Source organism: Streptomyces canus, from assembly GCF_030815415.1.
GTDB lineage: Bacteria > Actinomycetota > Actinomycetes > Streptomycetales > Streptomycetaceae > Streptomyces > Streptomyces canus_F.
In genome coordinates, this window is record NZ_JAUSWW010000001.1 from 4,888,033 (window position 1) to 4,902,994 (window position 14,962).

Below are 14,962 nucleotides of genomic sequence, written 5' to 3' on the forward strand. Positions count from 1 at the left end.
CCCGTGACCGGGACGGCCGCTGCCGCCCGCTCAGTACCCCGACGGCCGCACCAGCCCCGACTCGTACGCGAACACCGCCGCCTGGGTGCGGTCCCGCAGCCCCAGCTTCACCAGGATCCGCCCCACATGGGTCTTCACCGTCTGCTCCGCCACCACCAGCCGCTCGGCGATCTCCGCGTTCGACAGGCCCGCCGCGATGAGCGCCAGGACCTCGGTCTCGCGCTCGGTGAGGTCGCCGACGCGTTCCTTGAGCGGACCGCGGGGGCGGTCGCCGAGGCGGGAGAACTCGGTGATCAGGCGCCGCGTGATGCCGGGCGCGAGGAGGGCGTCACCGGCCGCCACCACCCGGACCGCCTCGGCCAGCTGGTCCGCGGAGGCGTCCTTGAGGAGGAAGCCGGAGGCACCGGCGCGCAGCGCCTCGTAGACGTACTCGTCGAGGTCGAAGGTGGTCAGCACGAGCACCCTGATCCCGGGGGTCGCCCCGGTGATGCGGCGGGTGGCCTCGATGCCGCCGAGCTCGGGCATGCGGATGTCCATCAGCACGACGTCCGGGGCGAGTTCGGCGACCTTCGTCACGGCGTCCAGGCCGTCGACCGCCTGGCCGACCACGTCGATGTCCGGCTGGGTGTTGAGCAGCACGGTGAAGCCCTGCCGGACCATCTGCTGGTCGTCGGCGATGAGTACGCGGATGGGGCTGCTCGTCATACGGTGCCGTCCTTGAGATCGCCGGTCGGGAGGAACGCGAACACCTTGTAGCCGCCGTCCGGAAGAGGGTGTGCCGTCATGGAACCATCGAGCATCCCGACCCGTTCCCGCATGCCGAGCAGCCCGTGCCCGGCACCGGGTGAGGGCGCCGCTGCCTGTGTCGGCGGCGAGTTGACGACCTCCACGATCAACCCGTAGGCGGTGTACCGGAGTTCGACATGGGCGACCGCGCCGGGCGCGTGCCGCAGGACATTGCTGAGCGCCTCCTGCACGATCCGGTACGCCGACAGCTCCAGGCCGGGCGGCAGCGCGCGCGGCTCGCCCCGCACGTCGACCTCGACGCGCAGTCCGGCCGCCCTGGTGTTCTCCACCAGCGCGTCGAGCCGGTCGAGGGTGGGCTGCGGGGTGTGCGGGGCGGTGCCGGTGCCGGGCTCCACGGGGTCCGGGGAGTCGGGGTGCTCGGAGCGCAGGACGCCCAGGACGCGGCGGAGTTCGGTGAGCGCCTCCAGCGCGTTCTGCCGGATGCCGGCGAGGTTCTCCTTGAGCTCCTCGGACGGGTTCTCGACGAGGTGCGGGGCGACCTGGGCCTGGATGGAGATCACCGACATGTGGTGGGCGACCACGTCGTGCAGTTCGCGGGCGATCCGGCTGCGCTCCTCCAGCAGGGTGCGCCGGGCACGCTCCTCGGTGGTGAGGGTGGTCTGCTCGACGAGTTCCTGACGGGCCTCGCGGCGGCCGCGCAGGGCGATGCCGAGCACCACGACGACCGTGGCGAGGGCGACCGCGACGACCCCGGTGGGCTGGTAGTCCGGGCCGCCCCACAGCCCTTGCAGGGCGTAGGTGGCCAGTGCGGTCAGGGCGAGTGCCTCCGCGGCGACCCGGGTGCGGACGCGCAGGGCGAGCAGCAGGAGCACGAGCAGGTGGCCGATGATCCCGGCCGCCGTCCAGGGCCAGGTGAAGCCGTCTGCCGGCCCCCCGAGCTTCCCGTGTACGGCGATGGCTCCCATCACGGTGGCCGTCATGGACAGCCACCACGCCGGGATCGGCCGCCACATCGCGAGGACCACCGCGCCGCCCTGGCCGAGTGCGACGAGGGAGGCCCACCCGAAGGGAATTCCGGCGTTGTCCTGGAGCTGGGGCAGTGCGCCGACCGTGACGCCGAACGCGGCCAGGCAGAGCAGGCCGTGCGGCAGCCAGCGCAGCCACACCGACGGGGGCAGCGGATCCGCGCGGGCGGTCCACAGGTCCTCGCGCAGCAGGTGCAGCCAGCGCCGCACACGGCCCATGACCACGTGCTGGATCCCCGTTTCCGTCACGCGCCCCACCCTAGACACGGGTCACCCCCACCGGTGTCTCCCGGTCGGACGGACGGTGTGCCCGGACCACCCGTGAGCTGCTCGCCTTCCGCGGCGTCCGGCTCCGGCGGCCGCCCTGTTCGCAGGAGCGGAACGCGCTCCAGCAGACGGCGAGCGCGAGCGTGAACACCGGGAGCCAGGCGAGACGGGCGGCGACCCAGCCGAGGCCGTCCGGGACGGTGTGCAGTCCGGGCAGGCGGCCGGCGAGGAGGCCGGTGGCCGTGGTCGCCATCAGGGCCGTCTGGTGCCAGAGGAAGATCGTCATCGCGGAGAGGTTCACCCGGGCGATCGCCGCCCAGGCCGTCGGGCGGCGCATCGCCCGCCGCAGCCGGTCGCGCAGCAGCAGGGCCAGACCGCACTGGGCCAGGCCGAAGGTGACGGCGGCCAGCGTGGGCGGGTTCAGATTGGAGAGCGGGGCGCCGGGGACGCCGACCATCGACGCCGGGTAGCCGGCCCGGACGACCAGGGCCGCGGTCACCGCCGCGCCGCCGGTCAGCAGGATCCAGCCCGAGCGTCGGCGGTCCAGTTCGCCGCGGGTCCAGGCCGCGCCGAGGGTGTACGGGACGAGCCAGCCCGCCGCCACGTTGACCCAGCCGAGCCAGGACGGGCCGCCGAGACCGAAGCGGAGCAGGTCGACGTGGAGGACGACGGCCAGCGGCCACAGGGGGCTCAGCCGGGTCAGCAAGGGGGTCGCCGCCGTCAGCGCGGCGAACACGACGAGGAACCAGAGGGGTGACAGGGCCAGCTTCACCAGCGTGTGGACCGTCCCGAACTCCGCGCCGGTGAGCAACAGACCGGCGGCGATGACCGTCCACAGGGTGAGGACGGCGGCGACCGGTCGGAACAGCCGGGACAGCCGGGCGGTCAGCCACTCGCCGTACGTCGTGCCGCGCGCCTGTGCCGAGGCGTAGCTCCTGGTCGCCACATGGCCGCCGACCAGGAAGAACACCGCGAGGGTCTGGAAGGCCCAGGAGATGGGGGCGAGCCAGGGCAGGTGCTGGAGCGGGCTCGCGGTGTGCAGGGAGCGGCCGTCGGCGACCAGGGCAGTCACCAGCCAGTGGCCGAGGACCACGCCGAGGATCGCGAAGGCGCGCAGGGCGTCCACCGCGCGGTCGCGGCCGGCGGGCGTGGCCTCGTCGACGCGGGCGGCGCCCTCGCGTACGGCCGCCCAGCGCTGTCGTATGCCGCTTGTGGAGCGCGGGGTCGTGTCACGCACGGGTCACCTCCGAGGTGTGTCCCAGGACGATCCGGGCCAGGTTGGTCAGGGAGACCGAGCCCGGGGTGAAGTAGTCGCTGTGGCCGCCGTCGCCCGCGGCGAACACCTGCGCGCCGAAGGCCGGGGACACGGGGTCGGTGCCGAAGCCGACGGTGATGCCGAACAGGTTGGTCCTGACGTGCGGGACCTCGGCCACCCAGTCGTCGCTGCCGCGTGCCGCCCAGACGCGGGCGCGGGTGTGCAGGGCCGCTGCGTCGTCGGCGCCGGTGCCGGGGCTGCCGAGGAGGACCAGGTCGGTCGCGTCCAGACCGGTGGCGGCTCGGGCGCAGACGATCGAGCCGTAGCTGTGGCAGAGGAGGGAGACGGTGGCCTGCCGCCCGGCTATGGCGTGGAGTTGGCGCAGGAACCCGCGCAGGTGGGGGGCGGCCTGGTCGGCTCGGCCGGTGGTGGTGACGGTCGGGCTGATGGTGGCCGGGGTTTCGTAGCCGAGCCAGGCGATGACGGCCGTGCGGGGGCCGGTGCGGGTCAGCTGCTCGTGGAGGGCGGCCGCGGCCCTGTGGAAGCGGTCGTAGGTGTCGAGGGAGGTGTCGGAGCCGGGGACGAGGACGGCGATGTGGTCCGCGTGGGCGAGGTCGCCGAAGACCTCCGTGGCCCGGCCGGAGCCCCGGCCGTCGAAGTGCAGGAAGTGCCGGGAGGGGGCCGCCAGGGCTCGGTCGGCGGCGGCCCTCGCGTCGTCGCCGTGGGCCGCGGCCATGCGGGACGCCTCCGCGGCGTTGGCGCGGTTGGCCGAGTAGGCCTCGTCCAGGGTGGGGGCCGTCAGGGGGGCGAGGGTCGCGGGGGCCGGGGCCGGGATCTCGGCGTGGCTGGCGGCGGAGAGGGGGAACACCACGGCGCCGGTGATGAGGGCGGCGAGGGTGGCTCGGCGCCATCGGTGGGCGCGGCGGTGTGGGGGCCGGGCGGGGGCGGGGGCGCTCGCGGACACCGCGGACACCGACGCCGACGCCGACACCGCCGCACCCACCGATGACGCCGACGAGGTGCGCGGCGGCGACGGCTCATCCCTGCGCGGCTCTGCCCGCCCGCCGCCGCGTCCGACCCGCGCGGCCACCCTCGACGCCGCCGCCCTGACCCCCGTCGCCAACCCCACGGCCGCCTCCCTCCCAGACCGCCCGTCCATCGGGCTTGTCTGGTGGGGAAGTTACGGATCCGACCACGTCGTCCACGTCCCGCCGGGGAGCCAATTCGCGGCGTAGCTCTCAGGTACTACGGGTATCAGAAGCGCCCGGTCAGCCCCGGCCCGGCACCGCCACAGGCGCCGTCACCGGGCCAGGCCCCGTCACCACGCCAACTGCGCGATCTCCTCCACGACCACCGCACACGCGTCCGCCGCCGGATCGATCAGCGGGAAGTGGCCGACGTCCTCCAGCAACGTCAGCCCCACCACCTCCCCCGCCTTCGCCGCCGCGTCCGCATACGCCTCGGCGACGGCCTCCGGCACATCCACGTCCGTACGCCCTTGGACGAGCGTCGTCGCGATGCCGGTCGGCAGCAGCAGCGCGGGGTCCGCGTACGGTTGGCGCTCCCCGAAGTGCGCCTCCCCGCCGAGGAGTTGCAGCGCGGCGCCCCCGCACACGTCCAGCTTCCCCGCGACCGTGAAGTCCGCGATCGGCGCCAGCGCCACCACGCCCCGCAGCGGTGTGGGCCGGTCCGTGCGCCACGGGGCGTCCGCGGGCAGCACATGACGCGCCGCCGCCCACAGCGCCAGGTGACCGCCCGCCGAGTGCCCGGTGATCACCATGCGCCGGGGATCGGCCTGCGGCAGGAGCTGCCGTACGAGATCGGGAAGCGCGTCCAGCGCCGCCGCGACGTCGTCGAACGTGTCCGGCCACCGCCCCGCGACAGGCCCTGCGCCGGACCCCGTGCCCGGCCCGGGCCCGCCCTGCCCCGGCAGCATCGCGCCCCTGCGGTACTCGACGTTGGCCACCGCGAACCCCCGCCGCGTCAGGAAGTCCGCGAACGGGGTGATGTGGCGCCGGTCGTACGGCGCGCGCCACGCACCCCCGTGCAGCACGATCACGAGCGGCGCCAGGCTGACGTCGCCCTTCGGTGTGTAGAAGTCGATCACCTGGTCGGGGTGGCCCCCGTACGCCGCGCTGACGTCGGGGTCGACGGGCGGGTGGGAGAAGACCGACTCCTCCTCGGCGGCGGCGCGGGCAGCTGCGGAGTCGTCCGGCATGCTCCAACCTCTCAGCGACGTAACGTATTTGGACGAGACGGATGTGGCGGACCTGGAGAGAATTCGGCCGTTGGCCGGGACGGTACCAGGCCGGTGACGTGCACGGACAACGCGGATGTCACGCTCGGTGAGGGGTAAACGGTTCTGTTGTGTCGTTACTCTGGCGCCGGAAGCCCAGCGCGCACCAAGGAGGCCGTTATGTCCGCCGAGCCCGGCACCCTGCGTCCCGGAGGGCGTACCGCACGTGTCCGCGCGGCCGTGCTGCGGGCGGCCGGTGACGTGCTCGCCGAGCAGGGATTCGCGCATCTCGATCTCGCGGACGTCGCCCGCCGGGCCGAGGTCGGCAAGACCACCGTGTACCGGCGGTGGGGCTCCGTCACCGCACTGGTCGCCGATCTGCTCGCCGACATGGCCGAACAGTCGCTGCCGCGCGAGGAGACCGGGTCCGTACTGGGCGACCTCCAGGCCAACTCCCGCCTGGTGCAGCGCACTCTCGCCGACCCCCGCCAAGGCGCCCTGTTCCGCGCGGTGATCGCGGCGGCCGCCTGCGACGAACGTACAGCACAGGCACTGCGCCGCTTCTACGACGTCCGGGTCGCGGAGTGGGCCCCCTGCGTCGAACAGGGCGTACAGCGCGGGGAGTTGCCGCAGGGCACCGACGCGGAGGCCGTCGTACGGGCGGTGTCGGCACCGCTCTACTACGCGCTGCTGACCACCGGCACGCCCCCGGACCCGGCAGCGGCCGACCGTGCCGCCCGGGCGGCCCACGCGGCGGCCCTGGCGGGGGTGTACGCCACCGGCAGGTGACCGGTGTGCCCCGCACCGGCAGGCTGTCGCGACCCGGCGCTCAACCGGCGACCGCCGGACCGCGGCAGCACCCCCTCACGCCACGACCTCGCCCAGCACCCGGGCCGCCCGCTCCACGTCCGCGAACCCGACGTACAGCGGTGTGAACCCGAACCGCAGCACGTCCGGGGACCGGAAGTCACCGACCACACCCCGCTCGATCAGCCGCTTCATCACGTCCCCGGCGTCGTCGCAGCGCAACGCCACCTGACTGCCGCGTTCCGCGTGGGCCGCCGGAGTCACCGACTCCACCCGCCCCACGGGCACGTACGCGGTCACGCACTCCAGGAAGAAGTCCGTCAGCGCGAGGGACTTGGCGCGCACCGCCTCGATGGAGACGCCGTCCCACACCTCGAGGGCCGCCTCCAGCGCCAGCATCGACAAGATGTCCGGCGTACCGACCCGCCCGCGCAGCGCACCGGGCGCCGCCTCGTAGTCGGGCCGCATCCCGAAGGGCTCCGCGTGGGAGTTCCAGCCGGGCAGCGGGGAGTCGAAACGGTCCTGGAGACCGGAGCGCACATAGAGGTACGCCGGTGAACCGGGGCCGCCGTTCAGGTACTTGTAGGTGCAGCCGACCGCGAGGTCGACCCCGTGCTCGTCCAGCCCCACCGGCAGCGCGCCCGCGCTGTGGCACAGGTCCCAGACCACCACGGCACCGGCCGCGTGCACGGCCGCCGTCAGCACGGGCAGGTCGTGCAGCCGGCCCGTGCGGTAGTCGACATGGTTCAGCAGCACGGCCGCCGTACGCTCACCCAGCACTCCCGGCACCTCGGACGGTGTCACGGGACGCAGTGTGCAGCCGGTCATCCGGGCCGCGGACTCGGCGATGTACCCGTCGGTGGGGAAGGTGGTCGCGTCGACCACGATCTCGTCCCGGCCGGGCCCCGCCATCCTGACCGCGGCCACAAGTGCCTTGAAGACATTGACACTTGTGGAGTCACCGACCACGATCTGCCCGGCCGCCGCCCCCACCAGCGGGGCGATCAGATCGCCGATCCGCTCGGGCGCGGTCCACCAGCCGCTCTCGTCCCAGGACCGGATGCGCAACGCGCCCCACTGCCGTCGTACGACGTCCTCGACCCGCCCCGGGACGGCGGCGGGCAGCGCACCCAGCGAGTTCCCGTCCAGGTACACCCCTGCGGCGTCAGCCCCATGATCAGACTCAGTGTCGAGCACGAACTGCGAGCGCAGGGACGCCAGTTCGTCGGCGGCGTCCGACTTCTCGGCGCGCGCGATGAGTTCAGACATGGGACCGTGCCGTCCACAGCTCGGGGAAGACGTTCTTCTGCGCGCGCTTCTCCAGCCAGGCCACGCCGGCCGAACCGCCCGTGCCCGCCTTGGCGCCCATCGCGCGACGCGTGGCCACCAGGTGGTCGTTGCGCCAGCGCCACACCAGCTCGGCGACATCGGTCAGCGCCTCGCCCAGCCGGGCGACCTCGTCCGTGGCGTCACCGGAGTAGACGGCGGTCCAGGCCGCCTCGACCTCGGCCGACGGCTCGTACCGCCGCGACACGTCACGGCTGAGCACCGGCTGCGGGACGGCGTGCCCGCGCCGCGCCATCAGCCGCAGCACCTCGTCGTACAGGCTCGGCTCGTGCAGCGCCTTCTCCAGCTCCGCGTGCACACGCGGCGCGCCACGGTGGGGCACCAGCATGGACGCGGACTTGTCGCCGAGCAGGAACTCCATCCGGCGGTACATCGCGGACTGGAAGCCGGAGCCCTCGCCGAGAGCGGCACGGTAGGAGTTGAACTGGGCCGGCGTGAGCTGTCCGAGCGGCTTCCAGGAGGCGTTCAGCGCCTCCAGCTCGCGTACGGAACGCTTCAGGGCGTCCACCGCGACCGGCACGTCGTCGGAGCGGAGCGCTCGCGCGGCGGTCTCCCACTCGTGGACGATGACGGTGAACCACAGCTCCATGACCTGGGTCGTGACCAGGAAGACCATCTCTCCGGGATCGTCGGAGAGGGTGTGCTGGAGGTGGGTGAGCACGTCCGCCTTGACGTAGTCCTCGTACGGCGTCGTGCCTTCGAAGTCGAGATGCGGAGTCTCTGGCTCCTGAATGTCATGAGCCTCGTGGGACATCGCTGTCTCCTGTTATGTACTCCGGGTAGCGGTCCGCCCCTGCCGTTACCGACACGGGGGCCCCGGTCCCCGCCAGGCATCCTCTTCGATGGTCCCGCGAAATGGCAAGGTTCGCCCCATCACACCGGGCGGACCCGGCGCGGCCGCCTGTATTACGGTTCTGGAGCGCGCGGGACCGCGCCGGGGGAAGGTCTGTGCTGGGGGAGAAGCGTTGAGCGCTCGGATTCTGGTGGCCGAGGACGACGAGAAGCAGTCCCGACTGATCCGGATCTATCTGGAGCGGGAGGGAAACGCGGTGCACGTCGTGGCCGACGGCCGCGCTGCGCTGGAACGGGCCCGTTCCTCGAAGCCGGATCTCATCGTGCTCGACGTGATGCTCCCGCTGGTCGACGGGCTCGACGTCTGCCGCATCCTGCGCACCGAGTCGGCCGTCCCGATTCTGCTGCTGACCGCCCGCACCACCGAGGAGGACATGCTCCTGGGCCTCGACCTCGGTGCCGACGACTACCTCACCAAGCCGTACAGCCCCCGCGAACTGACCGCGCGGGTAAGGGCGTTGCTGCGCCGCTCCAGGAACTCCGGCGGTGCCGCGGAGCCCGCGGTGCTGCGCGTCGGTGCGGTGGAGCTGGACACCGCGCGCTTCGAGGTCCGCGTGGCCGGACGGCCGGTGACGCTGACCGCGAAGGAGTTCGCCATCCTGGAGATGCTGGCGCGGGAACCGGGCCGGGTCTTCACCCGGGCGCAGATCATCGAGCGCGTCTTCGGCTTCGACCGGGACGTCCTGGAGCGGACCGTCGACGCCCACATGATGAACATGCGCCGCAAAGTGGAGGCGGACCCGCAGCGGCCCCGCCTCCTGGAAACGGTGTACGGCCGGGGCTACCGCCTCGCGGAGGGCTCGGACTCAGCCCGCTTCTGAGGCCCCCGGAGTGCCCGAGGCCCGGGCGGCTCCGGACCCGCCGACGCCGTCCGGTGCCGCCGGCAGGCTCACCCGGAAGGTCGTGCCGACGCCGACCTCGCTGCGCACCTCGATCGTGCCCCCGTGGTCGGTGACGATCTGGCGGGCGATGGACAGCCCCAGACCGCTGCCGCCGGTCGCCCGCCCCCGGGAGGCGTCGGCCCGCCAGAAGCGGTCGAAGAGATGCGGCAGGTCCTCGGCCGATATCCCCCGGCCGGTGTCCCGGATCTCCATCTCCGCGACGGCCGGCCCGCCCCGTGCGAGACCTTGTGGGACGTGTGGGAGCAGGGCCAGGGTCACGGTCCCGCCCGCCGCTGTGGCCCGCAGCGCGTTGCCCACCAGGTTGCCGACGACCTGGCGCAGCCGGTCCGGGTCCGCGGTCACGATCACGGACCCCGGCGCCCACAGCTCTAGCTCGACGCCCGCCGCCTCGGCCTGGGCGCGGTGGGCGGTGCGGCCGGCCTCCAGGAGGTCACGCAGATCGACCGCGACGGGGTGGTAGGTGAGCGCGCCGGCCTCCGCGAGGGCGAGATCCTGGAGATCGTCCACGACCCGCTGCTGGAGCAGTGCCTCCTCGTGGAGCGAGGCGAGCAGTTCCGGGGTCGGCTCGACGACACCGTCCCGCAGGGCCTCCAGATAGCCGCGCAGATTGGCCAGCGGGGTGCGCAGTTCGTGCGCGATGTCACCGGTGAGGCGGCGCTGGCGCTCCTCGCCCGCCTGGAGGGAGTCGGCCATGCGGTTGAAGGCGCCGCCGAGCTGCGCGATCTCGTCCCGGCCCAGGACGGGTACGCGGCGCGCCAGGTCGCCCTCGCCCAGTCCCTTCGCGGCCAGGGTGATGGCGCGGACGGGGCGCAGTACGGCCCGGCTCAGCAGCAGGGCGCCGAGGATGACCGCGAGAGCCACTCCCACCGCGACGGCCACGGTGGGCGCGGCGGCCAGGGTGGGCGGCGCGTCGTTGCGGACGCCGAGACGGATCTCCAGACGCGGGGGCGCGTCGGCGGCGATCCGCTCGTGGAAGACCCGCCGCACGCAGTCGGCGGGCCGCTGGTCGGACTCGCACGGCAGGAGGGCGGCGAGATCCTCCTCGGTCGGTATCTGCGCCTCGGTGCCCGGCCGCGGACACTGAGCGGGCCGCCGGTCGGTGCTGATCCGGGGGACGCCGTCGTCGCCCGGCCGGGCCGTCACCTGGGCCCCGGCCCGTGTCAGACACGCCGAGTAGGCCACGGTGGCGCGGTACTCGGCGATCGTCAGGGCGGTGATCTTCATCGCCCCCCGCGGCACCAGACCCGCGGGGAGCCGCAGGACGGGGCGCGGGTCGACCAGGACCGCGGGCTGACCGCTCACCGCCCGGGGGGTGCGGCCGGCCAGGGCGTCGGAGTCGGCGAGCAGGACGTCGGTCTCGGTGGCGACCCGGATGCGCTGGCCGGTGTCCCGGGCGAGCTCGGCCACGGTCGGCGACAGTCCCTCCCAGGTGCCGTGGGCGAAGCCGTACGCGCGCAGTTCGCCGGTGATCCGGGAGACGTCCTGGCGGCCGGCCGCCGCGCTCTCCTGCACCTGGCGGTTGGCCTGCCGCAGGGTCAGCCAGGCGGTGGCGGCGGTGGCGGCCAGCGCGACCACCATGAGCAGACCGAGAACCCTGATCCGGAAGCTCATCGCGGTCCGCCCTCGGCTGCCTCAGCGCAGGCACTCAACGTGACTCCTGTTCCGTACGGGACCGTCGGCAGGGAATGTCCGACGGTACTCATGTGCCGGCCAGCGCCTCCGTCGGCGCCAGCCTGCTCGCCCGGACCGCCGGGTACAGGCCGGCGATCACGCCGATGAGCAGCGTCGCGGCGACGCCCGCCACGCTCGCCCAGGCCGGGACGACCGTAGGCCAGTCGCGGCTGAGGGCATAGCCCGCGGTGATGAGAGTGCCGAGGACCGTTCCGGCCAGGCCGCCGATGAGGGAGAGCAGCAGGGACTCCGTCACGAACTGCGTGCGGATCTGGCCCCGGGTCGCCCCGAGTGCCCGGCGCAGGCCGATCTCCCCGCGCCGTTCCAGGACCGAGATGACCATGGTGTTGCCCACGCCCACGCCGCCGACGAGCAGGGCGACCCCGCCGAGGCCGAGCAGCAGTCCGGTCAGCGCGGACTCGGTGGCCTCCCGGGCGGCGAGCGCGTCGGAGGGCCGTGAGATCCGTACCTCGCCCGGATTCTCGGGGTGGGCGGTGGCCGGGAGCACCGCCCGTACCGCGGTGACCTCGCTGTCCTGGGCGCGGACGTACACCGTCGACGGGTGCCCCTCGAAGCGCAGATAGGTCCGGGCCGCCGACCAGCCGACCAGGGCGGCGCTGTCGAGCTCTGGAGCGAGCGGTACCGGGTCGAGGACGCCGATCAGCGAGAACCAGCGGCCGCCGAGCCAGAGACGGGTTCCCGGGGTGTGCACGTCGAGCCGCCGGGCGGCCGTGGCGCCGAGGACGACGGCGGGGTACTCGCCGGTCGCGGAGTCCAGCCAGCGGCCCCTGCGGACCTGACCCCCGACGGCGGGAAGGAGCTCGCGTCCGGCCGCGAGAACGGTCAGTGAGCCGGTGCGGCCGATGGCGATGCGCTCGTTGCGGTACACGTGGGCGTCGGTCGCGCCGGTCGCCGCAACCTGCCGCACCGGCGGAATCCGGCGGATCATCGAGACGGCCTCGTACGGCAGTTCGGCCTTCTCCCCCGCGAGGGACTCGCCGGGGGCGACCCTCAGCAGGTTGGTACCGAGGGCGTCGAGCCGCCGGTCCACCTCCGCCTGTCCGGAGCCGGAGATGCCGACCACCGCGATCATGGCGGCGACACCGATGGCGATACCGAGCGCGGACAGGAAGACCCGCAACGGCCGGGTCCGCAGACCGGTCCCCCCGAGCCATACGACATCGGCGGGCCGCAACCGCGCGGCGCGCGGCGGTTCCCGCCGGACGGGGTTCGGCACGCTGTCCTTCACCGGTGCGCTCCGCTCGTCGTGCCGCGCACCGTGTCGCCGACCAGCCGGCCGTCGCGCATCTCGATACGGCGGGGCAGCCGGGCGGCGATCTCCCGGTCATGGGTGATGACCACGACCGTCGTACCGCCCGCGTGCAGTTCGCGCAGCAGGTCCAGTACGGCGGCTCCCGACGCGGAGTCGAGGTTTCCGGTCGGTTCGTCCGCCAGCAGCACCGACGGTCCGCCGACCACCGCGCGGGCGACCGCGACGCGCTGCCGCTCACCGCCGGAGAGCTGGTGCGGCAGATGGTGGACCCGGTGACTGAGCCCGACCCGGGCCAGCGCGGCCGCGGCCCTGGCACGGCGGCGGCGCACCGGGACGCCCGCGTAGAGCAGACCGTCCGCCACCGAGTCGAGTACCGGGACGCCGACCGCCAGGTGGAACTGCTGGAAGACGAAGCCGATCCGGGTGGCCCGCAGTGCGGAGACCTCGCGGTCGGACAGCTGCGCCACGTCGTGACCGTCGATCAGGACACGGCCGGCGGAGGGCCGGTCGAGGCTGCCCATGAGATGGAGCACGCTGGACTTGCCGGAGCCCGACGGGCCGACCACGCCGACCAGTTCGCCGCGCCCGATGCGCAGACTCACGTCACGGACCGCGGTCACCGGGCCGGGATACGTCTTGGAGACCGCGTCGAACTCCACGACCGCGGGCGGACGTTCACTCACTCCGGGATCCTCACCTTCATGCCCTCGCGGACCGCGGGGCCGCTGACCTCCACCTTGCCGTCGGCGAAGAGCCCCGTCCGCACGGCGACGAACCGGCCCTGCTCGGTCTCCAGTCCGTGCCCGCCCTCGGCGAGGGCGACCAGCGCGGCGACCGGAACGGCGAGGACGTCCTTGGCCTCACGGCCCACGTACTCGACGGTGACGGGCCCGCTCTCCAGGCGCCCCACGGACTTCTGGTCCCTGATGGTGACGGTCACCGGCACCGTGGCGCCGCCCTGCTCCGGGTCGCCCTCGCCGCCCCCCTCGGGCGCGGCCGCCTGCTTCCCCACCGACGCCACCTCGCCCTTCACGGTCTTCCCGTCGGGCAGCCGGACGCGGACCCCCGTACCGCGTACGGCCCAGGCGGCGTCCGCGGCGGAGGCGTCGACGACGACCTTCCGGGCGGTACCGGTGTAGGTGAGGGTGTTCTCTCCGGCGGCGCCGCCGAGCCGGACGCCCGGCCGGCCGATCCGCACCCGGCCCGTGGAGTAGACGACGTCACCGATGCCGACCGTCCCGGTCTCGGGCAGCCCGAGCGACTTCTGCCAGCGCTCGACCGCCAGGGCCGTCTTCGCGGTGAACGTCTCGTCCACCGTGAAGCCGGTGTAACCGAGTGCGGCCAGGTTGGTCTCGAACTGGAGGACGTCCATGCCCTTGGGCTCCGTCGGCGCGGACGGCTCGGCCGAAGCCGGCGGCTCGGTCGGTGCGGCGCGCTCACCGTCCGCCCCGGATCCCGCGGCGGCGGTGGACTCGGGGTCGGTCGTGCTCGTCGTATCGGCCGTGTCGGTCGTGGCCGTCAGCCCCAGGTCCCGGTACATGGGCAGCCTCCCGTACAGGAGCACCACGGGACGGTCGTCGACGCGCAGCAGCGCGCTCCCGCGCCGCACCGTGGCGCCCTGCTCCGGCAGCCAGGTCACCGTGCCCGTCGCCCTGACCGGCAGCGGTATCTCCGTGCCGTATCCCAACCGGCCGTCCACCTGGGTGCGTTCGGTCAGCGTCGCGCGGGTGACCGCGACGACCGAGCCGGCCCGGGACGGTGCGCTCGGGCCCTCCTCCTCACCGCCGCCGAGCCCGAGAGCTCCGACGACGGCGACGGCCGTCACGACGACGGCCCCGACGGAGGCGATGAGCGCCGTACGCCGCCTCGGCCCGCCGCGCGCCGCCGACGGCACCGCACCGGCCGTCCCCGCCGGGTCCGCCGGGTCCGTCGTGTCCGCGAGATCCGCCATGATCAGCCCTTGCCGGGGCCGGGAGTCGCCGGAACCCCGATGATCGGCCCGCAGATACGGGTGGCCCGCTTCGCACCGGCCGAGGTCTGGTCCCACTCGCCCTGGCCCAGACCGTCGGGCCCCGGGTCGGGGAAGTCGGCGGCGCCGTTCTTCTGCATGCACGCGGCGTACTCGCGCTCCACCTCGATCTGCTCGGCGGACAGCGAGGGCTGGTTGCCCTTCTCGATGCTCTCGGGCACGGCGGGCAGATCCTTGCCGCATTTCTGGGTGGCGGTCAGGAACTTGGGGTCCTTCTTCAAAGCGCGCAGAATGTCGGCGCCGCCGAAGTCGATGTTCCCCTTGGCGTCCGGGTCCGGCGCGTCGATGCCGTTCTCCCGGAGGCACTTCACGTACTCCCGCCGGGCCTGCACATACGCGGCCACGTCGTCCCCGGCGCTCTGCGAGGCCGACACGCCGGTGCCGCCGTCGACCGTCGGGACCCCCGCCCCCTCTTCACCGCTCCCGCAACCGCCGAGCACGAACACCACGACCGAGGCCACCACGGCCGGCAGTATCCGATACGTCCCCATCGGTTCTCCCGCTCTCCTGTCGAACCCGTCCGCGACCGCGCCGGGCAGGCCGACCGTAGG

At 73.7% G+C, this 14,962-nt stretch carries 15 protein-coding genes; 3 read left to right on the forward strand and 12 right to left on the reverse strand.

Annotated elements, in window-relative coordinates:
• Nucleotides 1–30: 30 nt before the first annotated feature.
• The 4 genes from QF037_RS22560 to QF037_RS22575 are packed head-to-tail and all read right to left on the reverse strand — an operon-like array spanning nt 31 to nt 4,165.
• Complete coding sequence (locus QF037_RS22560) at nt 31–705, reverse strand: response regulator (RefSeq protein WP_307028001.1); 675 nt, start codon at nt 703–705, stop codon at nt 31–33.
• Nucleotides 702–2,039 carry a sensor histidine kinase gene (locus QF037_RS22565; RefSeq protein ID WP_373463803.1) on the reverse strand — a complete coding sequence of 446 codons (1,338 nt, stop codon included), beginning with the start codon at nt 2,037–2,039 and terminating at the stop codon, nt 702–704. Before QF037_RS22565 ends, QF037_RS22560 begins: the two co-directional genes overlap by 4 nt.
• Complete coding sequence (locus tag QF037_RS22570; RefSeq protein ID WP_307028003.1) at nt 2,032–3,276, reverse strand: acyltransferase family protein; 1,245 nt, start codon at nt 3,274–3,276, stop codon at nt 2,032–2,034. Before QF037_RS22570 ends, QF037_RS22565 begins: the two co-directional genes overlap by 8 nt.
• Entirely contained in the window at nt 3,269–4,165 is an 897-nt protein-coding gene (locus QF037_RS22575; protein WP_373463804.1) for an alpha/beta hydrolase, read from the reverse strand. Before QF037_RS22575 ends, QF037_RS22570 begins: the two co-directional genes overlap by 8 nt.
• 25 nt (nt 4,166–4,190) lie before the next feature.
• Here QF037_RS22575 and QF037_RS22580 point away from each other — a divergent pair, with 25 nt between their 5' ends.
• Nucleotides 4,191–4,529: a hypothetical protein gene (locus QF037_RS22580; RefSeq protein WP_307037830.1), complete on the forward strand. Its 339-nt coding sequence runs from the start codon at nt 4,191–4,193 to the stop codon at nt 4,527–4,529.
• An 83-nt stretch (nt 4,530–4,612) separates the two neighbouring features.
• Here QF037_RS22580 and QF037_RS22585 read toward each other — a convergent pair whose 3' ends face one another.
• Nucleotides 4,613–5,512: an alpha/beta hydrolase gene (locus tag QF037_RS22585; protein WP_307028005.1), complete on the reverse strand. Its 900-nt coding sequence runs from the start codon at nt 5,510–5,512 to the stop codon at nt 4,613–4,615.
• Nucleotides 5,513–5,710: 198 nt separating this feature from the next.
• On the opposite strand from QF037_RS22585, the gene QF037_RS22590 reads away from it, so the two are divergent.
• A complete protein-coding gene (locus QF037_RS22590; RefSeq protein ID WP_307028007.1) occupies nt 5,711–6,319 on the forward strand; it encodes a TetR/AcrR family transcriptional regulator in 609 nt (202 codons plus the stop codon).
• A gap of 75 nt (nt 6,320–6,394) precedes the next feature.
• Here QF037_RS22590 and kynU read toward each other — a convergent pair whose 3' ends face one another.
• Nucleotides 6,395–7,606, reverse strand: coding sequence for a kynureninase (gene kynU, locus QF037_RS22595; RefSeq protein WP_307028009.1), 1,212 nt, complete (start codon nt 7,604–7,606; stop codon nt 6,395–6,397).
• Complete coding sequence (locus QF037_RS22600; protein WP_307028011.1) at nt 7,599–8,438, reverse strand: tryptophan 2,3-dioxygenase family protein; 840 nt, start codon at nt 8,436–8,438, stop codon at nt 7,599–7,601. The genes kynU and QF037_RS22600 overlap by 8 nt, the downstream gene beginning before the upstream one ends.
• Nucleotides 8,439–8,649: 211 nt before the next feature.
• Between QF037_RS22600 and QF037_RS22605 the strand changes: the two genes are divergently transcribed.
• Complete coding sequence (locus QF037_RS22605) at nt 8,650–9,357, forward strand: response regulator transcription factor (RefSeq protein WP_307028013.1); 708 nt, start codon at nt 8,650–8,652, stop codon at nt 9,355–9,357.
• Here the strand turns inward: QF037_RS22605 and QF037_RS22610 are convergent.
• From QF037_RS22610 to QF037_RS22630, 5 genes are all read right to left on the reverse strand, one after another.
• A complete protein-coding gene (locus tag QF037_RS22610; RefSeq protein WP_307028015.1) occupies nt 9,343–11,049 on the reverse strand; it encodes a sensor histidine kinase in 1,707 nt (568 codons plus the stop codon). The two genes, QF037_RS22605 and QF037_RS22610, sit on opposite strands and share 15 nt — an antisense overlap.
• Nucleotides 11,050–11,137: 88 nt before the next feature.
• A complete protein-coding gene (locus QF037_RS22615) occupies nt 11,138–12,358 on the reverse strand; it encodes an ABC transporter permease (RefSeq protein WP_307028017.1) in 1,221 nt (406 codons plus the stop codon).
• Complete coding sequence (locus QF037_RS22620; protein ID WP_307028019.1) at nt 12,355–13,065, reverse strand: ABC transporter ATP-binding protein; 711 nt, start codon at nt 13,063–13,065, stop codon at nt 12,355–12,357. Before QF037_RS22620 ends, QF037_RS22615 begins: the two co-directional genes overlap by 4 nt.
• The gene (locus tag QF037_RS22625; protein ID WP_307028020.1) at nt 13,062–14,333 is read right to left on the reverse strand and encodes a peptidoglycan-binding domain-containing protein; all 1,272 of its coding nucleotides are present in this window, start codon (nt 14,331–14,333) and stop codon (nt 13,062–13,064) included. Before QF037_RS22625 ends, QF037_RS22620 begins: the two co-directional genes overlap by 4 nt.
• A gap of 2 nt (nt 14,334–14,335) precedes the next feature.
• Entirely contained in the window at nt 14,336–14,902 is a 567-nt protein-coding gene (locus QF037_RS22630; protein ID WP_307028022.1) for a hypothetical protein, read from the reverse strand.
• Nucleotides 14,903–14,962 lie beyond the last annotated feature (60 nt).

Coding starts and splice junctions, on each gene's coding strand:
- QF037_RS22585 (WP_307028005.1), bottom strand. CDS start 5,512: ATGCCGGACGACTCCGCAGCTGCCCGCGCCGCCGCCGAGGAGGAGTCG.
- QF037_RS22610 (WP_307028015.1), bottom strand. CDS start 11,049: ATGAGCTTCCGGATCAGGGTTCTCGGTCTGCTCATGGTGGTCGCGCTG.
- QF037_RS22630 (WP_307028022.1), bottom strand. CDS start 14,902: ATGGGGACGTATCGGATACTGCCGGCCGTGGTGGCCTCGGTCGTGGTG.
- QF037_RS22600 (WP_307028011.1), bottom strand. CDS start 8,438: ATGTCCCACGAGGCTCATGACATTCAGGAGCCAGAGACTCCGCATCTC.
- QF037_RS22625 (WP_307028020.1), bottom strand. CDS start 14,333: ATGGCGGATCTCGCGGACACGACGGACCCGGCGGACCCGGCGGGGACG.
- QF037_RS22590 (WP_307028007.1), top strand. CDS start 5,711: ATGTCCGCCGAGCCCGGCACCCTGCGTCCCGGAGGGCGTACCGCACGT.
- QF037_RS22560 (WP_307028001.1), bottom strand. CDS start 705: ATGACGAGCAGCCCCATCCGCGTACTCATCGCCGACGACCAGCAGATG.
- kynU (WP_307028009.1), bottom strand. CDS start 7,606: ATGTCTGAACTCATCGCGCGCGCCGAGAAGTCGGACGCCGCCGACGAA.